The sequence below is a fragment of the Myxococcus sp. CA005 genome (genome assembly GCF_006518205.1).
GTDB classification, from domain to species: domain Bacteria; phylum Myxococcota; class Myxococcia; order Myxococcales; family Myxococcaceae; genus Myxococcus; species Myxococcus xanthus.
Genome location: NZ_SRLV01000047.1, coordinates 12,126 through 32,061, shown reverse-complemented (window position 1 = coordinate 32,061; position 19,936 = coordinate 12,126). Strand labels below are relative to the sequence as shown.

Below are 19,936 nucleotides of genomic sequence, written 5' to 3'. Positions count from 1 at the left end.
CGACAGCGTGTTGGCCGTATACACCGGCCTGCCCGAAAGCCACTGAAGGGGCGCCGCGTGTGTGACGGCGAACCGCCTGGCTGACGCGCATGCACCACCTCCTCGAGGAGACCCCCATGCCCCCTGACATGATGGCGGGAACGCGCCGCCTGTTGACGTGCCTGTTGAGCGCCTTGCTGATGGTTGGCTGCGAGCCCTCGGGGGCGCTCGCCAAGCCGGAGACTCCACACGCCACGCGCACCCAGCGAGTGGTCGTCACGGCCCCGCCGATGCGCATCGCCGCGGGTACCCAGCACTCGCTGTATCTGTCACCCGGAGGCGACGTGTGGGCCTGGGGCGGCAATGGCTCCGGCCAGCTTGGCGGGGCGGAGACGTCCCTCCAGGGACTGGCTCCAGTGCGGCTGGCGGCGCTGGAGAACATCGTGTCGGTGGTGTCCGGAGACGCCCACTCGCTCGCACTGGGCGCGGATGGCTCGGTGTGGACGTGGGGCGGCAACAGCTCCGGGCAGCTCGGTGATGGCACCACCACCGATCGCGCGACGCCGATGCGGGTGGCCGGCCTGGACAGCGTGGTGGCGGTGGCCGCCGGAGACTTCCACTCGTTGGCGCTGCGCGAGGACGGCACGGTGTGGGCGTGGGGGACGAACTTCCACGGACAGCTCGGCCGGGGACACACGCAGCCGGGGCTCACGCCCGAACAGGTTCCCGGGTTGAATGGCGTGGTCGCGCTCGCCGCGGGCTTCGACTTCACCCTGGCCGTGCTGGAGGACGGCACGGTGCGCGCGTGGGGCTCCAACGGCTCTGGCCAACTGGGTGACGGTACCTCCACCCAGCGCCTGTCTCCCGTGAAGGTCTCCGAGCTCAGCGGCATCACCGAGGTGAGGGCGGGCACCTACCACGCGCTGGCGCTGGGCAAGGACGGCGGCGTGTGGACGTGGGGTAGCAATGCCTCCGGACAGCTCGGTGATGGCACTTGGAATGACCGCGCCGTACCCATGCAGGTGCCGGGGCTCGAGCGGGTGAAGGCCGTGGCTTCCATGGACTCGGATTCGCTGGCGCTGCTCGACACGGGCGCCGTGTTCGCGTGGGGTGCCAATGGCTCCGGCCAACTGGGCGATGGAGACACCACCGACCGCGCCACGCCGGGACCGGTGCCGGGGCTGAATGCGGTGGCCTCGGTGGTGGGCGGCGCGCAGCACGCGCTGGTCCTGCGAAAAGACGGCACGCTCTGGGCCTGGGGCGGAGGCCTGTCGGGCCAACTGGGCCACGGCGGCTCCGAGCGCCACGTGGTGCCCGCTCCGGTGATGCGCCTGGCGGGCGTGACGTCGATGGCGACGGGCAGTTTCCACTCCCTGGCCGCGCTGGGGGATGGCTCCGTCTGGGCCTGGGGCCGCAACACCTATGGACAGTTGGGTGATGGCAGCACCGCCGAGCGCCACGCCGCGGTGCGCGTGGAGGGGCTCGGCGGCGTTCGCAGCGTCGCCTCGGCCGCCCACCATTCGCTCGCCGTGGGCATGGATGGGACGGTCTGGGCGTGGGGGCGCAACGCCGCCGGACAGTTGGGGGATGGCACCACGCTCGACCGCGCCCGGCCCGTGGCGGTGCCGGGCCTGACGTCGGTGACGGCGGTGGCCGCGGGCGGCAGTCACGTCCTGGCGCTGCGCAGCGACGGCAGCGTGTGGGCCTGGGGCTACAACGCGCTGGGACAGTTGGGGGACGGCACGACGGTGGACCGGTTGACGCCGGTGCGAGTGTCGGGGCTCGGTGCGGTGGTGGCGGTGGCAGCCGGTTCGTACTTCTCCATGGCCCTGCAGTCCGACGGCACGGTGTGGACGTGGGGCGAGGGCTTCGAGGGACAGTTGGGGGACGGCGGTGGCGTGCAGCGACTGAGTCCGGTGCGTGTGGAGGGATTGGCGAACATCACCCGCGTGGCGGCGGGCTCCGCGCATGCGCTGGCCGTGCGCGGCGACGGCACGGTGTGGGCCTGGGGCGACAATGGGGAAGGGCAGCTCGGGGACGGCTCTTGGGCGGACCGCTTCCGTCCGGTGCAGGTGCCGGGACTGCAGGGCATCACCGCCGTCAGCGGTGGCCGCTCCCACTCCATGGCGTTGCAAGGTGATGGCACGGTGCGCGCGTGGGGCTACAACGGTTACGGCCAGCTCGGCGACGGAACGCTCACCTCGCGCGTGCGGCCCGCCCTCATCCCCGGCCTGACTGGCATCCAGGCGCTCCACCCCAGCCACCTGCACGTGCTCGCGCTGCACGCGGATGGGACGTTGCGCGGGTGGGGCTACAACCGCTTCGGCCAGTTGGGCCTGGGCGCCGCGGGTTGGAGCGCCGTGCCAGTGCAGGTGCGTGGCATTGGCCGCGTGGACAGGTTGTCCGTCGGCCGCGCGCACACGCTGATGGTGCGCGCCGATGGCACGGTGATGGCCTGGGGCGAGAATGGTTCGGGCCAACTGGGCGACGGCACCTCCACCCACCGCACGGGGCCGGTGTCCGTGCCCGGCGTGCCCTGTGTCCGCTCTGTCGCCAGTGGCATACAGCACTCGCTGGCGCTGGCGTGTGACGGCACCGTCTGGGCTTGGGGCGCGAACGCGCGGGGGCAGTTGGGAGATGGCACCACCACCCCGCGCGTGACGCCGGGACTGGTGGAGGGGCTTCGGGGCGTGGTGGCGCTGGCGGCGGGTGGAGACGCGTCGGTGGCGCTGCGCGCGGATGGCTCCGTGTGGAGTTGGGGCGGCAACGCCAGCGGCCAACTGGGTGACGGTACCCTCACGGACCGCGCCCTGCCGGCCCACGTCGAGCACCTCTCCAACGCGGTGGCCGTGGCCGTGGGCGAAACGCATGCCCTGGCGGTGGGCGAGGACGGCGCGCTGTGGGCCTGGGGCGCGAATGGCTCGGGCCAACTGGGAGATGGTGGCACCGCGCCGAGCCTGACGCCGGTGCGTGTGAAGGGGCTGGAGCGTGTGGCGTCCGTGGCGGCCGGACGTGCCTTCTCGGTGGCGGTGCGCGACGACGGCACCGCGTGGGCCTGGGGCACGAACCCGTCCGGCCAGTTGGGCGATGGCACCAACCACGCGCGGAGCGTGCCGAATCAGGTGACCTCCTTGAAGGGCATCCGCGCCATGTCTGCGGGGGCCCACCACGTGGTGGCGCTGAGCGCCGACGGCACGGTGTGGACGTGGGGCGACAACACGCTGGGGCAGTTGGGAGATGGCTCGTCCTCGCCGACGGGGATGTGGCCCCGGCAGGTGCCGGAGCTGCGAGGCGTGGAGGCGGTGGCCGCGGGAGAGCAGTTCACCGTGGCCGTGCTGCTGGACGGTACCGCCCGCGCCTGGGGCAGCAACGAGTACGGCCAGCTCGGTGATGGGAAGACGGGCCCGCAGCTGACGCCGATGGCGGTGAAAATCGAAGGACCGAAAATCCGCCCGCCCGTGCGCACCGTGCGCGCCTGGGGCCAGCACGCGGTGGTGCAGATGTCAGACGGCACCGTGCAGACGTGGGGCGACAACACGTTCGGCCAACTGGGAGACGGCACCACCACGCGACGCGCGGTGCCCTTGACGGTGTATGGATTGGCGAGCGTGGTGGCCGTGTCCTCGGGCGCCTGGCACTCGCTGGCGCTGCTCAGTGACGGCACCGTCTGGGCGTGGGGCGCCAATGGCTTCGGTCAGCTCGGGGATGGCACGTCCACTCCGCGCACCAGGCCGGTGCAGGTGGCCGGGCTGGGGGATGTGGTGGCCATTGGCTCGGGGGGCTACCACGCGCTGGCGGTGTGCTCGGACGGCTCGGTGTGGACGTGGGGCTACAACGCGTTCGGCCAACTGGGTGACGGCACCGCGGAGTCGCGCTCCCTGCCCACCCGGGTGGAGGGGCTGGAGGGCGTGGTGGCCGTGGCGGGCGGAGACCACTACTCGCTAGCGCTGCACTCGGACGGCACCCTGTCCGCGTGGGGCAACAACGCGTCGGGCCAGTTGGGAGACGGCACAGGCACCACCCGCTATTCGCGCGTGGCGGTGAAGGGCGTGGACGGCGTGGTGGACGTGCGCGCGGGCGCGACGCACACGGTGGCGCTGCGGGGCGACGGCACCGTGTGGACGTGGGGCGACAACGCGTTCGGTCAGCTGGGGGACGGCGCCAGCGGCACGCGGATGCGCCTGGTGCCCCGGCCGGTGCCGAACCTGTCCTCGGTGTCCGCCGTGGGCGCGGGGGCTCGCCACACGTTCGCCGTGGCGCTCAAGGGCACGGTGTGGACGTGGGGACGCAATTCGCACGGCCAACTGGGGCTGGGGGACAACACGAACCGGACGGAGCCCCTGCGCGTGCGGGAGCTGTCGGACGTCACCGTGGTGTCGGGCGGGGCGGATTTCTCCCTGGCCATGAAGCGCGACGGCACGGTGCTGAGCTGGGGCTCCAGCCTCTACGGCTCGTTGGGCCTGGGCGCCACGGGGCACCGCTCGTCACCCGGGCAGGTGGCGCTGCCCTGAGCCGGGCAGCAGGGCCTGTTCAGAGGGTGCGGCGGGCGGTCCGCAGCCGCACCCGGTACTTCTTGGGCGGGCGCGTCCTGAGCCGGGCCCGGTACGTGCCATGCGCGCGCCGGGCCGAGCGGAAGCGTCGGCTGATGGTTTTCCTGCGGCCCGCGCCGGGGGTGCGTCGACGAAGAGCTTTCATGGGTGCATCCGGCGCGTGCGCTATGGCTTCTCCGTGAGCGGGCGGGGCGTCGTCAGCTCGGAGCCGATCTGCCGCCACTCCTGCGCATAGGCGCCGCGAGCGAAGGCGCGCAGGTCGTCGGACGTCACCGTGCCCCGCGCCATGGCGGTCCCCAGCGCGCGCACGACGGCGTTGCGGTGCGGCTGCTCGACATAGGGATTGCCCTCGCGGAACACCTCGCCGAAGAGCGACTCCAGGCGGCCGTCCTGCTTCAGGCGCTCGACGATGCGGGCCTGCGAGGCGGGCTCGTTCGCGTGCGCGTGCAGCATGGCGGAGGCGAGCCCGCCCTGGGCATCCGCCTGGTCGGGAAACTCGGAAAGCAGCTCCAACTCCGCGTCAGCACCCGCGATGGCGGTGGCGTCCGGAGGCGGCGCCGTCACGGCGCGCTGGGCGGGACGCCGGTCGGGCTCGAAGTCGCTGCGGCCCTGGAACGTCTGCACCGTGCGGTGTGCCTGGACGCCCTTCGTCCCCTGGGTGGCGGTGCCGGAGGCCGGCCGCTGCTCCGGAGCGCTGGCGCGCTCATGCGCCGGGCCCTTGGGCGAGGACGGGCGGTTACCACCATCAATGCGAGACATGGGGGCTCCAGGGATGGGGCCCGGTGCGGACAGAGCTCCGGGAATTCCCATGTAGGTTATCGGGCGCGGTGTGTCTCCAGTTGCGTCCCACCTCTAACGTGCGTCCGCCGGAGTGTCCCCGCACGGCGGGCGCGCCCGCGTCACCGCCCGGAAAAACGCAATGACTCCCGGCGCTTGGCGGGCGGGGGAGGGAAGTGGCGCTCCAGGCCGTGTACCAGGTCCTCACGCCACGCAGGGTAGTTGTGCCCACCGCTGTACTCCCGAAGTTCCACCTGATGCCCGGCTTCTGAGAGTACGGGAGCGATGCGGCGGTTGCCCTCCAGCAAGCCTTCAAAGCGGCCGCAGTCCAGCCAGATGTCCAGCGGGCGGCGGGGTGGGGGCCGCGCCAGGTCGAAGACGACGAAGTCATGGCCCTCCACCGCGAAGGCCCCGGACTGCGACAGCACCCGGCCGAAGACGTCCGGCATGCGCAGGCCGGTGTAGAGCGCCATCAACCCGCCCAGCGAGGCCCCCAGCACCGCGTGGGCACCGGGGCTGCGCCGCTCGTCCACTAGCGACAGTTTCTGTCGCGCCAGCGGCAGCACCTTCCACTTCAACAGCCCCACCGTGTACTCGCTGCAGGCGTACTCCATGCTGCGTGTCTCACCGCCGTTGCACACGAGCGCCAGGGCCACCGGGCGCATGCGGCCTTCGGCCACCAGGGTGTCCACCAGCTCCGGCAGGCGGACGCGGCGCAGATAGTCCTCGCCGTCGTACACCACCACCAAGGGCACCGACGCGTCCGTGGGCGGCGCGTACAGGTACACCCGGCGTTGGCCCGGCAGGTCCACGTCTCCTGTGTCCACCACGTGCCGGGTGACGCGGCCCCGAGGCGCGCCGCGCGGGTGCCGGGCGGGCAGGGACGAGCGGGCCTGGGGCATGTGGAACGAGTGGTTGATGCCGCCAAAGCCGTTGTCGGAAGGGTGGCGGTTGAGCGGGTCCTCCACGCGCTGGCCGCGCGGGTCCTCCAGCGCGTATTCGACGTAGGCATCCGCGGGCAGCGTCAGCGTGCGAGCCCACAGTCCGGGCGCCACGCGCTTGAAGGGCAGCGGCTTGCCGCGCCAGTCCTGGAAGTCACCTTGGAGGCAGATGGGGCCCCGGCCTCGCCACACGAAGGTGGCGGTGTCCGATTCGATGACGGGCGTTCCCTCGGCGCGGGCCCGCGCCTCCAGTGTCTTCGCGTCCATCCGCGCACCCTAGGCCAGCAGGTCGCGCAGCGCGCCCTCCAACTCCGGGTACCGGAATACGAAGCCCGCCTCATGGGCGCGCTGGGGCAGCACGCGCTGGCCCTCCAGCACCACCTTCGCCATCTCTCCCAGCGCCGCCTTGAGCATGAACGCGGGCATCCGCACCAGGGACGGCCGGCCCAGAACGTGGCCCAGCGTGTGCGCGAAGAAGGCGTTCGTCACCGGCGTGGGCGCGGTGGCGTTCACCATGCCCTCCACCTGGGGATGGGCCAGCAGGAAGAGGAGCAAATCCCTGGCGTCCTCGCGGTGCACCCAGCTTACGAATTGCTCGCCGCTGCCCACCGGGCCGCCAGCGCCCACGCGGAAGGGGGGCAGCATCTTGTGGAGGGCGCCCCCCTCCGGGTGCAGCACCACGCCCATGCGCACCACCGCCGTGGGGATGCTGGACTCGCGCGCCTGCATCGCCTCCGCCTCCCAGTCCACGCACACGCGGGCCAGGAAGTCGTCACCCGGAGGGCTCTCCTCCGTCAGTGGATCCGCGCCGCGCGTGCCGCCGTAGTAGCCAATGGCGGACGCCGATACGAAGCGCCGCACCGTGCCCGCGCCCCGCATCGCCGCCACCAGCGCGCGCGTGCCCAGCACCCGGCTGTCGTGGATGCGGTGCTTGCCTTCGTGCGTCCAGCGCTGGGCCACCGGCTCGCCCGCCAGGTGCACGACGGCCTCCGCGTCCGCCAGCGCCTCCGGGGGCAGGGACGAGCCGGCGGTAAAGGGCGCCCCCGTCACGCCGGCGGGCAGGCGGGCCAGGGCGTGTTCAACGTTCCGGGCCAGGACGTGGACCTGGTGTCCACGCTCCAGCAAACCTTGGACAAGCCCTGGACCCAGGAAGCCGGTCGCACCGGTGACGGCCACCTTCACGGGGAGGGCTCCGAGGGCGCCGGGCTGTTCAGGTCCACGCCCACCAGGCGGCTCAGGACGGCGAAGAAGGTCATCAGCTCATCCGGCTTCATCCGGCCGGAGTGCCGGTAGACCAGGGCCCCTTCGGCGTCCAGCAGCACGATGTTGGACGTTTTCAGCGGCAGCTTCCACGGCGCCTTTCCCAGTGCTCCATCCATATCCACCAGGATAGGCACGCCCACCTTCTTCTCCTCGTCCCGGACGAAGGAGAGGGCAATCTGCCGGGCCGGAAAAAAGTCGAAATTCTGAAGGTTTGCGACCGCCAGCACCCAGGCCGCGTCCAGGATTCCGCGCTCCTGCCCCCGGGCGAACAGCTCCTTCTTCAGGGTCGAATTGAGCTTGGTCGAGTCCTTGTCCTCATAGAACAGGATGACCGGCTTTCCGCGCCACTTGGAGAGCCGGACCTCCTTTCCCGCGGAGGTGCGTAACGTCGCGTCCACCGGCTCCGGGGCCGGCGCCGCGCCCAGGGCGCTTCCCGCTGCCAGAGAGATGGAGAGCGCACCTGCGATCCACGCCTTCATGAGGGGACCTCTGTGTACAAGGTTATCGCAAACCTTAGACATACCCTTGACAAGCTCTGGACGCAAACGCTACCTCTAGGAAACAAAGGAACGGGTTCTTCGGAGGAAAGAAGCATGGCACTCACGCTTCCCGATGCGCAGCCGCCGACGGGCCTGCTTCCTCTGGAGCAGGCCTGGCTGCAACTGGTCCAGACGGAGGTGGAGACCTCGCTGGCGGAGTTGTTCGAGCTCCCCGACGAGGCCGGCCTGGACGTTCGTTGGACACAGGCACTGACGCAGGCCCGGGCGTATACCTTGCGGCCCGCCAAGCGGCTCCGCCCCGCGCTGGTGATGGCCGGACACTGCCTGGCGCGTGGGAGCGCGGTGGTGCCCTCCGGGTTGTGGCGCTTCGCCGCGGGGCTGGAGCTGCTGCACACCTTCCTCCTCATCCATGACGACGTGGCGGATCAGGCGGAGCTGCGGCGGGGCGCCGCGCCCCTCCACCGGATGCTGGCGCCAGGACGCGCGGGCGAGGACCTGGCCGTGGTGGTGGGGGACCACCTCTTCGCGCGCGCCCTGGAGGTCATGCTGGGCTCGGGGCTGACGTGCGTCGCGGGCGTGGTGCAGTACTACCTGGGCGTGTGCCGTCACACGGCGGCCGGGCAGTACCTGGACCTGGACCTGGGCCGCGCGCCGCTGGCGGAGGTGACGCTCTTCCAGACGCTGCGCGTGGCGCATCTCAAGACGGCGCGCTACGGCTTCTGCGCCCCGCTGGTGTGCGGGGCCATGCTCGGCGGTGCCAGCAGCGGCTTGGTGGAGGAGTTGGAGCGCGTGGGCCGTCACGTCGGTCTTGCCTACCAGCTTCGGGACGATTTGCTGGGCCTTTTTGGTGATTCGAACGTCGCTGGCAAGGCCGCTGACGGCGACTTCCTCCAAGGCAAGCGAACCTTTCCAGTGCTGGCCGCCTTCGCGCGCGCCACCGAGGCCGAGCGCACGGAGCTGGAGGCGCTGTGGGCGCTGCCGGTGGAGCAGAAGGACGCCGCCGCGCTGGCGCGGGCCCGCGCGCTGGTGGAGTCCTGCGGAGGCCGGGCCGCGTGTGAGCGCATGGTGGTGCGTGCCTCCAGGGCCGCCCGCCGCTCGTTGCAGTCGCTGCCCAATCCCAACGGTGTGAGAGAGCTGCTCGACGCGCTCATCGCCCGGCTGGCCCACCGCGCCGCCTGAGGACGCCATGAGTGCATCGACACAGGGCAGGCGCATCGTGGTGGTGGGCGCGGGCGTGGGCGGGCTGGCCGCCGCTGCCCGGCTGGCGCACCAGGGCTTCGACGTCCAGGTCTTCGAGAAGACGCAGGGACCGGGTGGGCGCTGCAACCGATTGCAGGTGGATGGCTTCACGTGGGACCTGGGCCCCACCATCGTGCTGATGCCGGAGGTGTTCGAGGAGACCTTCCGCGCGGTGGGCCGCCGCATCGAGGACTACCTGACGCTGCTCAGGTGCGACCCGAACTATCGGGTCCACTTCCGGGACGGTTCGGATGTCACCTTCACGTCAGAGTTGTGCGCCATGGGCCGAGAGTTGGAGCGCGTGGAGCCCGGCAGTTACGCGCGCTACCTCGCCTTCCTGGCCCAGGGCCGCGTCCAGTATCGAACGAGCCTGGACCACCTGGTGGGGCGCAACTACGCGGGCCTGCGTGACTACCTCTCGCCGCGCGTGCTCGCGCGCATCTTCCAGGTCCGCGCTCACCGCCGAATGTACGCGGACGTCAGCCGCTTCTTCCAGGACGAGCGGCTGCGCGCGGCGATGACCTTCCAGACGATGTACCTGGGCGTGTCACCCTACGCGTCGCCCGCGGTGTACGGCCTGCTGCCCTTCACCGAGCTGGGTGTGGGCATCTGGTTCCCGAAGGGCGGCCTGTATGCCATTCCCCAGGCCCTGGAGCGGCTGGCGCGCGAGGAGGGTGTGCGCTTCCACTACGGCGCGCCCGTGGAGCGCATCCTCACCGATGGCGGCCGGACTCGAGGCGTGCGGCTGGAGGGCGGCGAGGTGGTGGAGGCGGACGCGGTGCTGTGCAACGCGGACCTGCCCTACGCGTACGAGAAGCTGCTGGACCCGAAGGCGACGACGCTCAAGCGCAAGGAGAAGCTGCGCTACACGTCCAGCGGCTACATGCTCTATCTGGGCATGAAGCGGCGCTACCCGGAGCTCTTGCACCACAACGTGGTGTTCGGCCGGGACTACAAGGGCTCCTTCGACGACATCTTCGAGCGCTTCCGCGTGCCAGAGGACCCCAGCTTCTACGTCAACGCGCCCACGCGCACCGACGCGTCCCTGGCGCCCGAGGGCAAGGATGCGCTCTATGTGCTGGTGCCCGTGCCGCACCAGCACCCGGACCTGGACTGGAAGGTGGAGGGGCCGAAGGTGCGCGCGAAGTTCTTCGCGCGCATGGCGGAGCTGGGCTTCCCGTCGCTGGAGTCGGACATCGAGGTGGAGCGCGTCTTCACCCCGGATGACTGGGCCGGCACCTTCAACCTGGCGCGTGGCAGCGCCTTCGGTCTGTCCCAGAACTTCACGCAGATTGGCCCCTTCCGTCCGTCCAACCAGGACGCGCGGGTGAAGAACCTCTTCTTCGTCGGTGCTTCCACGCAGCCGGGAACGGGGCTGCCCACGGTGCTCATCTCCGCGCGGCTGGTGACGGAGCGGCTGATGACGTGGGCCCACGCGCAGGGCGTTTCGTTGTCGCCTCGGACGGCCGCCGCCACGCCACTGGAAGGGGTGGCCGCGTGAGCCCGCCTGTCGACAAGGCGCTGGTGGCGCGCGGCTATGTGCTGGCGAAGCAGGTGACGCGCCATCACGCCAAGAGCTTCTTCTTCGCCTCGTACCTGCTCTTCGGCCTGCGCCGGAGGGCGGCGTTCGCGCTCTACGCCTTCTGCCGGCGCCTGGACGACATGGTGGACGGGGACGACGCGGCGAGCGCGGCCGATGCGTTGCCGGTGCGGCTGGCGCGGGCGCGGCAGCGCGTGGCGGAGCTGTACCTGCCCATGCCGGAGCTGGCCTCGCGCGAGCTGGGGCCGCCCGCGGACCGGGTGAAGGGCAGCGAGGCCGCGACGCCGTGGGACGCGCGGGAGTTCGCTGCGCTCGAGCACACGGTGCGCCACTTCCGGATTCCGGAGCAGCCCTTCCAGGACCTCATCTCCGGCATGGAGATGGACCTGACGAAGCACCGCTACGCCACCTGGGAGGAGCTGGACCTCTACTGCTACCGGGTGGCGGGCGTGGTGGGGCTGATGCTGACGCCGGTGCTGGGGTGCTCGGACGCGGCGGCGGTGGAGCCCGCGGCCGACCTGGGCCGGGCCATGCAGCTCACCAACATCCTCCGCGACGTGCGCGAGGACCTGGAGCGCGGCCGGGTGTACCTGCCCGCGGAGGAGTTGGCCGCCTTCGGATTGTCGGAGGACGACTTGCGGCGCGGACAGGTGGGCGCGCGCTGGCGGTCCTTCATGCGCTTCCAGGTGGAGCGCTCGCGGGCGTACTACGCGCGGGCGGCGGCCGGGGTGCGCTACCTGACGGGCTTCGGCAGTCAGCGGATGGTGCGGCTGATGGGCGCCATCTACGGCGACATCCTGCGCGACATCGAAGCGCGCGACTACGACGTGTTCAGCGCCCGGGCCCACGTGACGACGCGCCGCAAGCTCGCGCTGGCTTCCGCGGCCATGGTGCGGCCCGCCGCGGTGCTGCCCGCCCCCCAGGGCGAGGTGCGCATGCCGCTGCTTCCCACCGGGGCGGGAGGGTGAGGGCGTCATGCGTGGCGAGGGAATGAAGACGGAGCTTCGGCGGCGCATGGGAGGTGGAGCATGAAGCGCACCCGCGTCGCGGTGGTAGGCGGCGGCATCGGTGGACTGACGGCCGCCGGGCTGTTGGCGAAGGACGGGCATGAGGTGACGCTGTTCGAGCGGGGCGCCTCGCTGGGCGGCAAGGCCCAGGCCGTCATCGTGAATGGCATCACCCTGGACACGGGGCCCACGTTGCTGACGCTGCCGCACCTGGTGCGTGGCACCTTCCAGCAACTGGGCGCCGAGGACCTGCTGCCGCGCTTCACGGAGCTGGAGCCGCAGTGTGCCTACCGCTTCGAGGACGGGTGTGACTTCACGGCCTACAAGGACGTGGAGCGGATGGCGGAGAGCGCGGCGGGTGTCCGCCCGGGTGAGCGCGACGGCATCCGCGGCTTCTACACGGAGGCCGCGGCCATCTGGCGGGCCGCGGGCGAGCCATACCTGGAGGCCCCCTTCGAGGGCATGGCGGGCTTCATGACGCGCGTGGCGAAGCGTGGCGTGGGGGCCGTCATGGCGGGGATGAAGATGGGCACGCTGCACGAGCTGGCGGCCCGGCACTTCAAGACGGACCACCTGCGGCAGTACGTGGGCCGCTTCGCCACGTACACGGGCGCGTCCCCCTACGAGGCCAGCGCGGCCTTCGCGCTGATTCCCCACATCGAGCATGCCTATGGCGTGCACCACGTCCGCGGCGGCATCGGTGCGCTGGTGGACGCGCTGGGGCAGGCCGTGCGCCGGCTGGGCATGCGCATCCACCTGGACACGCGGGTTCGCTTCGAGCGCACGCGCGAGGGCTACCAGGTGGGCCCGCAGGAGGGCACGGAGCGCTTCGACAGTGTGGTGGTGAACGCGGACCCGCTGGAGCGGCTCGCTCGCGCGGAGGAGCCGCTGGCGCTGTCTGGCTTCGTGTTGCTGTTGGAGGTGGAGGGCCGCATGGCTCTACCGCACCACACGGTGCTCTTCGGCGGTGACTACCGGCGCGAGTTCGACGAGCTGTTCGGCGGGCAGCTCGCGTCCGACCCGACGGTGTACTTCTGCAACCCCTCCGCCACCGACGAGAGCATGGTGCCTCCGGGCCGCACCGGGTTGTTCGTCATGGTGAACGCGCCCGCGCTGCCCGTGGATGCGCGCGGCGCGGAGCAGGCCACCCGCGACTGGGAAGCAGGCGCCGAGCGCGTGAAGGCGCAGATGCTGGAGCGCCTGTGCCGGCACTACCCGGCGCTCAAGGGGCGCGTGCGTGTCATCGGCCAGCGCTCGCCGGTGGACCTGGCCGCGCAGGGCGCTCCGGGCGGCTCCATCTACGGCTTCCTGCCGCACGGGAAGTTCGGCCCCTTCCGCCGACCGCGCATCCGCGGCAACACGCCGGGCCTGTTCTTCGCGGGCGGTGGCACGCATCCAGGCGGCGGCGTGCCGCTGGTGATGTTGTCCGGTCGCTTCGCCGCGGAGCTGGCTTCGCAGCACCTCCGGAGGGATGCATGATGCGCCTGGCGAAACTCCCCGCCCTGCCGGACGCGGCGGGCACCTACCGCTGGTTCTATGCGGACGTCACCGCGGGACCCTACAGCGCGGTGTGCATCTTCATGCTGGGCTCGCTGTTCTCGCCCCGGTACTCGGTGGCGGCGCGGCGGGGCGGACGGCCGCTGGAGCACAGCGCGGTGAACTTCGCGCTGTACCACGCGGGGGTGCGGCGGCTGTGGGTCCTCAGCGAGTACGCGCGCGCGGAGTTGGATGCTCCGGGCCGGCTGCGCATCGGTCGCTCCACGCTGTCGTACGAGGGGGACGGCACGGTGCGGATGGCCGTGGACGACGGGACGGCGCCGTGGGGCCGGCCCGTGCGCGCGAGCCTGACGCTGGAGCCGATGACGCCCGTGGGCGAGGTGGTGCAGCTCATGCCGGGGCTGCCGCACTACTGGCAGGCGCTGGCGCCTCGTTCGCAGGCACGGCTGGAGGTGTCCTCGCTGGGCATCGAGGCGAGCGGCCTGGGCTACCACGACACCAACCACGGCGGAGAGCTGCTGGGCGCGCGGTTGTCGGGGTGGCACTGGGCTCGCACGCACCGCGAGGACGAGACGGTGGTGGACTACCACCTGCCTGAAGGTGTCGCGCCGCTGCGAGTGGTGGCCGGCGCGCGCGGAGTGCGCTGCGAACGGGGCCCCACGTTGGTGGAGTCGCGGCCCACCCACATCACCGGCTGGGGCCTGCGCGTGCCGTCACGCCTGCACGCGGGAAACGTGGTGGTGGGACAGCCGAAGCTGCTGGAGTCGTCGCCTTTCTATGCACGACTGGAGGCGCGCCAGGGGCCTCTGGACTCCCTGGGCGAGGTGGCGGACTTCCGTCGCTTCCACTCGCCCTTCATCCGCTGGATGGCGCACTTCCGCACGCGCATGGGACGGGCGGCATGAGCGCGCTCGTCCTCGCGTCCCTGGCGTGGTGCGCCGTGGCCACGGGCTTCAGCGCGGTGGCGTGCGTGCGTCTGTCGCGCGCGCGGGCTGGCGCTGCTCCCCAGCCCGGCGCGCTGCCGCCAGTGTTGCTGCTGCGCCCGGTGGACGCGCCCACGCCTCGAGAGCTGGAGAATCTGGCGCAGTCCATCGACTACGCCGGGCCGTTGGAGCAGGTGGTGGTGTCGCCCTACCGTCCCCGGCTCGCCCCGGGCGTGCGGTGGCTTCCGAGCGAGCCGCTGACGCCCAACCGGAAGGTGGGACACCTGCTTTATGCGCTGGATGTGTTGCCCGTGGGCGACCGGGTGGTGCTGTCGGTGGACGCGGACGTGGCGGTGACGGGCGCGCTGGTGGAAGGCCTGGCCGTGCCAGTGGCCGCGGGCGCCGCGCTGAGCACCGCGGCGCCGCTGCCAGTAGGGCCTCGGGACGGCGCGAGCCGGGCCATGGCGGGCCTGCTGCGTTACACCCACCACAGCTTCCGGGCCCTGGATGCGATGAGCGCGGGCGCCAAGGCCGTGTGTGGCAAGGCTTTGGGCTTGTCTCCCGTGGCCGTGGAGTCGCTGCGGCGGCTCGCGGACCACATCGGCGAGGACCTGGAGCTGGCCAAGCGTCTTCACGCCCAGGGACTGGGCGTGGTGCTGAGCAGCGCCCCGGCGGTGGTCCCCCTGGACGCCGAGGTGCTCTGGGCGGCGCCCCTGTCGCGCTTCACGCGCTGGATGCAGGTACTGGCCAGTCACCGGCCCGCGCTGTATCCCACGGTGCCGCTGCTCTTCACGCCGACGCTGCCGCTGACGGTGCTGGCCGCGGCGCTGGGGTCGCCCGTGTTGGCGGGCTCGGTGGTGGGATTGGTTGCCGTGCGAACCTTGCTGGCGCTTCGATTGGCCGGGCTCCACGCGCCGGTGGCGGACGCGGGGAGGGCCTATGCGGTGACGGACTGGTTGTTGGGCGAAGCGCTCTTGCTTGCGGCCTTCCTGCGCTCGCTGTGGCGGCAGGGAACGGTGACGTGGCGGGGGCAGACCTATGTGTTGCGACCCGGGGGCCGAATGATACGGGTGGCTCCGGAGCTGAGTGGAGGACCCGGATGACGTACGCGCGATTCCTCGGGCTGTTCGTGGTGGTGCCCATACTCTTCCTGGCGTGGCGCTACCGCCGCACCTTCACGGCCAGGAGCCTGGCGCCCATGGGGCTCCTGCTCATCGTCGTGTACGCGGCGACGTCGCCCTGGGACAACCTGGCGGTGAAGTGGGGCCTGTGGGGTTTCGACCCCGAGCGCATCTGGGGCATCAAGCTGGGGTACCTGCCTCTGGAGGAGTACCTCTTCTTCGGCCTGCAGACGCTGTTGGTGGGGCTGTGGGCCCAGGCCCGGCTGGCGCGTGCGCTGGCGCCGGATGCCCAGGCGTCTCGGCCCGCGGCGGAGACGGGTGAGCGCCGCGAAGGCGCGCTGACGGCTCGGGAGGTGGCGCCATGATGGAGACGAAGTGGGCATACCTCATCCACCTGTTGGGCTGGACGCTGCCGGTCATCGCCTTCCAGTTGGTGGTGCTGGTGCGCCACTACAAGGAACGCTCCGGCGCGGTGCTCAAGGCGGTGCTGCCGCCGGCCTTCATCATGGGGCTGTACCTGTCCATCGCGGACCACCTGGCCATCTCCACCGGCATCTGGAACTTTGGTGAAGGCAAGCACCTGGGCGTGTACCTGGGCGTGGTGCCGCTGGAAGAGGTGGTCTTCTTCCTGATTACCAGCGTGTTGGTGTCGCTGGGCCTGGCGCTGTTCACCGGGTTGGTGGCGCTGCTGGGGGAGGCCCGGGCGTCGTGATTCACGCGGCGAAAGGAGGCCCGCTGGGCTGGGCGTGGGACCGGTACATCGGATGGAAGTTCCGCTCGGCGTTCCGGGGATTGTGGGTGCGTGGGGCGCTTCCGCCGGGAGGGCCGGGCCGGCTGGTGTACCTGAACCACTCCAACTGGTGGGACGGCTTCGTGCTCAACCAGCTCTGCCAGACGGCGGGTTGGGACGGCTACTGCCTCATGGATGAGGAGAACCTGCGCCGCTACCGCTTCCTCACGCGCATTGGCGCCTTCAGCATCCGGCGCAAGGACGCGACGTCGCCGGTGGCGTCGCTGCGCTACGCGAAGGAGTTGCTGCGAAAGCCCCGCGCGGTGGTGTTCGTCTTCCCGGAGGGCGAGCACCGCCCCTTCGGCGTGCTCCCACTGCGACTGGAGCGGGGCGTGGAGCTACTGGCGCGGGTGTCGAAGGTGGAGTGCCTGCCCATCGCGGTGCGCTACGGCTTCTTCGAACACGAGCGTCCAGACGTGTTGCTGGAGGTGGGCACCCCGCATCCGCCCGGTGACATGTCCGTCTTCCAGGAGGGATTGGAGACGGTGGTGCGGCGACTGGCGGCGGTGACGTCCATGGAGGGCTTCACGCGCAGGGTGTCCGGTGCGCGAGGCGTGGCGGAGCGCTGGGACGCGGCCCGGGGGCTGGCGTCATGACGTTGCGCATCCGCACCATCGCGCGCATGACGGGCATCCGCGAGGCGACGCTGCGCGCCTGGGAGCGGCGCTACGGTTTCCCGCGTCCGCTGCGCAGCGAAGGCAACAACTACCGCGTCTATTCGCGCGAGGAGGTGGAGGCCGTCCGCCGTGTGGCCCGGCTCATCCAGGAGGAAGGCCTGTCGGTGAGCGAGGCCATCGCCCAGGTGAAGACGGAGCCGCCGCGTGAGCAGCCCGAAGCCGAGCGCCTGCGCGAGCGCTTCTGGTCCTCCGTGGGGGCCCTGGAAGGGGACGAGGTGACGCGCGTGCTGGATGACGCACAGACCGTCATGGACGTGGAGGCCTACTGTGACGGCTTCCTGCTGCCCCTGCTGCGGGAGATGGGCGTGCGGCTGGACGTCGCGCGGGAGCACCTGGCCTCCGCCCTCATCCGCCAGCGCCTGCGGCAGGTGTATGACGCACTGTCCCCCGCGCCTGCCGGCCCCCGTGCGCTGCTCGCCTGTCCGTCAGGGGACCACCATGAAGGCGGCCTGCTGGTGCTGGGCATCCACCTCAAGCGCAAGGGGTGGCGGGTGACGATGCTGGGCGCGGACACCCCGGCGGCGGCGCTGCAGGGGGCTTGCGTGCAGGTTCGGCCGGACGTGGTGGCGCTGTCCTTCGTGCGCGCCCGTGCGCCGGAGGAGTTCGCGTCCGTCCTGGAAGACGCGCTCCGGGCCTGCGCGCCCTTTCCCGTGGTCGTCGGCGGGCTGGGGGCTCGCGAGCACCTGAAGGCCATTTTCTCGCTCGGCGCGCAGTACGCGGAGTCATCGGAAGAGCTGGTGGCCATCTGGAACCAGGTGCGCAACGCTCAGAATCGCCCGTAGTCTTGCCGTAGCGACATGGCTGAGCGCACCTATCGAATCAACATCGCCGCGGAGTTGGCAGGAGTCCGGGTGGAGCTCATCCGGGCCTGGGAGCGCCGCTACGGCGTGCTCACGCCGCGCCGCACCCCCGCGGGCTACCGCGCCTATACGGACCGGGACGTGGCGGTGCTCAAGCAGCTCAAGCGGTTGACCGACGAAGGCGTGGCCATCAGCGAAGCGGCGAAGCTGCTGCCTCAGTTGATGGAGGGGCTGGAGGCGGAAGTCGCGGGGCGGGGTGCCAGCCAGGACGCGCGGCCGCATGCGGAGACGTGGCGGGAGTCCATGCTCGCCGCCACCCAGGCGTATGACCAGCCGCGCGTGTCGGACGTGCTCGACGAGGTGTTGGCCGCGCTGCCCCCGCTCAAGGCCTTCGATGAGGTGCTGGCGCCCCTTCTCTGCGACGTGGGCGAGCGCTGGGAGTCGGGCACGCTGACAGTGGCGCAGGAGCACCTGGTGTCGCAGATGGTGCGGGCGCGGCTGGTGAGCCTGCTGCACGCGGCGCCCCTGGGGCGGCACCGGCATGGTGTCCTGGCGTGCTTTCCGGAAGAGGAGCACGAGATGGGCCTGCTGGGAGCGGCGCTGCGGCTGCGGCACCTGGGCGTGCGGGTGACGCTGCTGGGGCAGCGCGTTCCCGCGGAGGACCTGGGCCGCGCGGTATTGGCGCTGCGGCCCGACTTCGTGGGGCTGTCCACGGTGGCCAGCCGGAGCGCAGAGGACTTCGAGGACACCCTGACGCGTTTGAGGCAGGCGCTGCCCAGGGGGCTGCCCGTCTGGGTGGGCGGCGCCGCCGCGCGCTCGCACCAGGCCGTGTGCGAGCGGTTGGCGGTGCACGTCTTCCAGGGCGAGGAGGACTGGGACCGCCTCGCGGGTACGTGAGTCAGGGCGTGTTGATGGCGGAGTGATTGAAGACGCGGCTGCCGTAGTACTGGGCGGCCTCCTCTGCGTTGTCGCAAATCTCCGCGCACTTGCCCGGGGCGTAGGGCGTGTTCGGGTCCCTGCAATCGTTCACGATGTTGCCGTTCGCATCGTAGATGGGGGGATTGAGCGGCACGCAGGGCGCGGTCAGGTGCTTCCAGCGCAGGTGGCTGAGGCACGCGGGGCCCGCGGTGTTCCAACCCGCCTCGAAGGTCAGGTCATTCGAGCTGGAGTCCGGCGAGGGCGCGGAGATGATGGCCGGCGTCAGGGCGTCCCAGGGACGGATGCGGGTGCCGTCCAGGGTGAAGGACGTTCCCTGGCCGCAGTAGTCGGCGCGCGCCATGCGGGTGCAGGACCAGTGAGCCTCGGTGATGGGCCCGGATGTCGCGCCGTCCAGCCACGGGTGGTAGCCCCAGCGGTAGCACTTGGCGATGACGCCCGCGTCACAGCCCAGCGTGAAGGCCCGGGGGCTCTCGTACCGGTCGCCCTGCAGGTCGAAGAGTCCCTTCACTGGCACGGCCCAGTTCGCCCCAGTCGGGCACAGGGGCACGGACGCCGTCGTGTAGCGCACCTGGTAGAGGAAGGTGTGCCCGCTCGGCTCCCACATGCCGGAGCCTTCGGTGTTGGGGAGCGCGTTCGCGTTGATGACGTCCTCGACCACCAGGGCGGGGCCCATGGACGGCTGACGGAGCCGCGCGCCAATCAGCTCCTCGCCTCGGAGGATCTTGCGTGTCGTGGGGTAGGTGCTCGACCGGCTCGTGAGCTGCATCAGCCAGGTGGTGTTGGGCGTGCCCGGTCCCGCGAGCGCGGTGTACACGCCGCTGGAGGGACAGGTGAACGTGACGGCGGGGCAGTTGTTGAGGGAGAAGCTGCTGTTGGCGGAGGCGAGATAGCCCGGCCCCTGGTGCTCGCACGGGGCTTCGCCCGCGCAGACGCGGACCACGGGGGCCCCCGTGCACCGGTTTCGAGGGGAGCCGCTGTCGCCACCCATGAGCGTGACGAGACTTCCTGGCGAACAGACGCCTTGTCCGTCCACGACGAAGCCACAGCTTCGCTTCTCGTTCGCGGGCGCTCCCCCGCCGCAAAACATCAGGCTCGGCGTGGTGCCATCCACGGAGAGGGGCATGTTGGCCACGATTTCCCCGCGCGTCAGTTTCAGGTTGGCGACCCGGAGCGCACCGTCGTGCTGCACGAGTGCTTCGTCGTACATCACGGTGCGCACGGGAGTTGCGTGAAGCTGGGTACCTTGGGAGTGGGAGTCGGGGTCGTCCTCGTCACCCGCGAAGGATTGCTGGGTCAGCGCCGTGTCCGTTTCGTCCACGGGGGGCGCGCAGGCGGAGAGCAGGTAGATGGCGAGACAGGGCGGGAGCATGCGGAGGCGGAGCGTCACGTGAGA

18 protein-coding genes are annotated in these 19,936 nt (G+C 71.1%); 12 read left to right on the top strand and 6 right to left on the bottom strand.

Going from position 1 to position 19,936, the window contains the following annotated elements:
* Window positions 1-116: 116 nt before the first annotated feature.
* Window positions 117-4,490 (top strand): chromosome condensation regulator RCC1, encoded by a 4,374-nt coding sequence (locus tag FMQ63_RS21170; RefSeq protein WP_225909747.1) that lies wholly within the window; start codon window positions 117-119, stop codon window positions 4,488-4,490.
* A gap of 19 nt (window positions 4,491-4,509) precedes the next feature.
* Here FMQ63_RS21170 and FMQ63_RS21165 read toward each other — a convergent pair whose 3' ends face one another.
* The 5 genes from FMQ63_RS21165 to FMQ63_RS21145 all read right to left on the bottom strand — a co-directional run bounded on the left by FMQ63_RS21165 (window position 4,510) and on the right by FMQ63_RS21145 (window position 7,989).
* The gene (locus FMQ63_RS21165; RefSeq protein ID WP_153881074.1) at window positions 4,510-4,674 is read right to left on the bottom strand and encodes a hypothetical protein; all 165 of its coding nucleotides are present in this window, start codon (window positions 4,672-4,674) and stop codon (window positions 4,510-4,512) included.
* A gap of 20 nt (window positions 4,675-4,694) precedes the next feature.
* On the bottom strand, window positions 4,695-5,288 hold the full coding sequence (locus FMQ63_RS21160; protein WP_225909748.1) for a hypothetical protein: 594 nt from the start codon (window positions 5,286-5,288) through the stop codon (window positions 4,695-4,697).
* A 140-nt stretch (window positions 5,289-5,428) separates the two neighbouring features.
* Window positions 5,429-6,514 carry an alpha/beta hydrolase-fold protein gene (locus tag FMQ63_RS21155; protein WP_011551012.1) on the bottom strand — a complete coding sequence of 362 codons (1,086 nt, stop codon included), beginning with the start codon at window positions 6,512-6,514 and terminating at the stop codon, window positions 5,429-5,431.
* A gap of 9 nt (window positions 6,515-6,523) precedes the next feature.
* Window positions 6,524-7,429, bottom strand: a complete 906-nt coding sequence (locus FMQ63_RS21150; RefSeq protein ID WP_020478150.1) for a TIGR01777 family oxidoreductase — start codon at window positions 7,427-7,429, stop codon at window positions 6,524-6,526.
* Window positions 7,426-7,989, bottom strand: a complete 564-nt coding sequence (locus FMQ63_RS21145) for a peroxiredoxin (RefSeq protein ID WP_171452302.1) — start codon at window positions 7,987-7,989, stop codon at window positions 7,426-7,428. Before FMQ63_RS21145 ends, FMQ63_RS21150 begins: the two co-directional genes overlap by 4 nt.
* A gap of 114 nt (window positions 7,990-8,103) precedes the next feature.
* Between FMQ63_RS21145 and FMQ63_RS21140 the strand changes: the two genes are divergently transcribed.
* The 11 genes from FMQ63_RS21140 to FMQ63_RS21090 are packed head-to-tail and all read left to right on the top strand — an operon-like array spanning window position 8,104 to window position 18,501.
* The gene (locus tag FMQ63_RS21140; protein WP_011551015.1) at window positions 8,104-9,189 is read left to right on the top strand and encodes a polyprenyl synthetase family protein; all 1,086 of its coding nucleotides are present in this window, start codon (window positions 8,104-8,106) and stop codon (window positions 9,187-9,189) included.
* A 7-nt stretch (window positions 9,190-9,196) separates the two neighbouring features.
* Complete coding sequence (locus FMQ63_RS21135) at window positions 9,197-10,750, top strand: NAD(P)/FAD-dependent oxidoreductase (protein ID WP_011551016.1); 1,554 nt, start codon at window positions 9,197-9,199, stop codon at window positions 10,748-10,750.
* Complete coding sequence (locus tag FMQ63_RS21130; protein WP_011551017.1) at window positions 10,747-11,757, top strand: squalene/phytoene synthase family protein; 1,011 nt, start codon at window positions 10,747-10,749, stop codon at window positions 11,755-11,757. Before FMQ63_RS21135 ends, FMQ63_RS21130 begins: the two co-directional genes overlap by 4 nt.
* Window positions 11,758-11,817: 60 nt before the next feature.
* Window positions 11,818-13,275 (top strand): NAD(P)/FAD-dependent oxidoreductase, encoded by a 1,458-nt coding sequence (locus FMQ63_RS21125; RefSeq protein WP_011551018.1) that lies wholly within the window; start codon window positions 11,818-11,820, stop codon window positions 13,273-13,275.
* Entirely contained in the window at window positions 13,272-14,198 is a 927-nt protein-coding gene (locus FMQ63_RS21120; RefSeq protein WP_011551019.1) for a carotenoid 1,2-hydratase, read from the top strand. Before FMQ63_RS21125 ends, FMQ63_RS21120 begins: the two co-directional genes overlap by 4 nt.
* The gene (locus FMQ63_RS21115; protein ID WP_011551020.1) at window positions 14,195-15,319 is read left to right on the top strand and encodes a glycosyltransferase; all 1,125 of its coding nucleotides are present in this window, start codon (window positions 14,195-14,197) and stop codon (window positions 15,317-15,319) included. The genes FMQ63_RS21120 and FMQ63_RS21115 overlap by 4 nt, the downstream gene beginning before the upstream one ends.
* A complete protein-coding gene (locus FMQ63_RS21110; protein ID WP_011551021.1) occupies window positions 15,316-15,702 on the top strand; it encodes a lycopene cyclase domain-containing protein in 387 nt (128 codons plus the stop codon). Before FMQ63_RS21115 ends, FMQ63_RS21110 begins: the two co-directional genes overlap by 4 nt.
* A complete protein-coding gene (locus FMQ63_RS21105) occupies window positions 15,699-16,049 on the top strand; it encodes a lycopene cyclase domain-containing protein (protein WP_011551022.1) in 351 nt (116 codons plus the stop codon). The genes FMQ63_RS21110 and FMQ63_RS21105 overlap by 4 nt, the downstream gene beginning before the upstream one ends.
* Complete coding sequence (locus tag FMQ63_RS21100) at window positions 16,046-16,723, top strand: lysophospholipid acyltransferase family protein (RefSeq protein ID WP_011551023.1); 678 nt, start codon at window positions 16,046-16,048, stop codon at window positions 16,721-16,723. The genes FMQ63_RS21105 and FMQ63_RS21100 overlap by 4 nt, the downstream gene beginning before the upstream one ends.
* The gene (locus FMQ63_RS21095) at window positions 16,720-17,586 is read left to right on the top strand and encodes a MerR family transcriptional regulator (RefSeq protein WP_011551024.1); all 867 of its coding nucleotides are present in this window, start codon (window positions 16,720-16,722) and stop codon (window positions 17,584-17,586) included. Before FMQ63_RS21100 ends, FMQ63_RS21095 begins: the two co-directional genes overlap by 4 nt.
* Before the next feature lie 15 nt (window positions 17,587-17,601).
* Window positions 17,602-18,501: a MerR family transcriptional regulator gene (locus FMQ63_RS21090; RefSeq protein ID WP_011551025.1), complete on the top strand. Its 900-nt coding sequence runs from the start codon at window positions 17,602-17,604 to the stop codon at window positions 18,499-18,501.
* Window position 18,502: 1 nt separating this feature from the next.
* Here FMQ63_RS21090 and FMQ63_RS21085 read toward each other — a convergent pair whose 3' ends face one another.
* The gene (locus FMQ63_RS21085; RefSeq protein ID WP_228556460.1) at window positions 18,503-19,912 is read right to left on the bottom strand and encodes an ADYC domain-containing protein; all 1,410 of its coding nucleotides are present in this window, start codon (window positions 19,910-19,912) and stop codon (window positions 18,503-18,505) included.
* Window positions 19,913-19,936 lie beyond the last annotated feature (24 nt).

Bases quoted from the DNA above. Each gene is read 5' to 3' on its own strand.
- FMQ63_RS21170 (WP_225909747.1), top strand. From the start codon at position 117: ATGCCCCCTGACATGATGGCGGGAACGCGCCGCCTGTTGACGTGCCTG.
- FMQ63_RS21165 (WP_153881074.1), bottom strand. From the start codon at position 4,674: ATGAAAGCTCTTCGTCGACGCACCCCCGGCGCGGGCCGCAGGAAAACC.
- FMQ63_RS21160 (WP_225909748.1), bottom strand. From the start codon at position 5,288: ATGTCTCGCATTGATGGTGGTAACCGCCCGTCCTCGCCCAAGGGCCCG.
- FMQ63_RS21155 (WP_011551012.1), bottom strand. From the start codon at position 6,514: ATGGACGCGAAGACACTGGAGGCGCGGGCCCGCGCCGAGGGAACGCCC.
- FMQ63_RS21145 (WP_171452302.1), bottom strand. From the start codon at position 7,989: ATGAAGGCGTGGATCGCAGGTGCGCTCTCCATCTCTCTGGCAGCGGGA.
- FMQ63_RS21140 (WP_011551015.1), top strand. From the start codon at position 8,104: ATGGCACTCACGCTTCCCGATGCGCAGCCGCCGACGGGCCTGCTTCCT.
- FMQ63_RS21135 (WP_011551016.1), top strand. From the start codon at position 9,197: ATGAGTGCATCGACACAGGGCAGGCGCATCGTGGTGGTGGGCGCGGGC.
- FMQ63_RS21125 (WP_011551018.1), top strand. From the start codon at position 11,818: ATGAAGCGCACCCGCGTCGCGGTGGTAGGCGGCGGCATCGGTGGACTG.
- FMQ63_RS21120 (WP_011551019.1), top strand. From the start codon at position 13,272: ATGATGCGCCTGGCGAAACTCCCCGCCCTGCCGGACGCGGCGGGCACC.
- FMQ63_RS21115 (WP_011551020.1), top strand. From the start codon at position 14,195: ATGAGCGCGCTCGTCCTCGCGTCCCTGGCGTGGTGCGCCGTGGCCACG.
- FMQ63_RS21110 (WP_011551021.1), top strand. From the start codon at position 15,316: ATGACGTACGCGCGATTCCTCGGGCTGTTCGTGGTGGTGCCCATACTC.
- FMQ63_RS21105 (WP_011551022.1), top strand. From the start codon at position 15,699: ATGATGGAGACGAAGTGGGCATACCTCATCCACCTGTTGGGCTGGACG.
- FMQ63_RS21095 (WP_011551024.1), top strand. From the start codon at position 16,720: ATGACGTTGCGCATCCGCACCATCGCGCGCATGACGGGCATCCGCGAG.
- FMQ63_RS21090 (WP_011551025.1), top strand. From the start codon at position 17,602: ATGGCTGAGCGCACCTATCGAATCAACATCGCCGCGGAGTTGGCAGGA.
- FMQ63_RS21085 (WP_228556460.1), bottom strand. From the start codon at position 19,912: ATGCTCCCGCCCTGTCTCGCCATCTACCTGCTCTCCGCCTGCGCGCCC.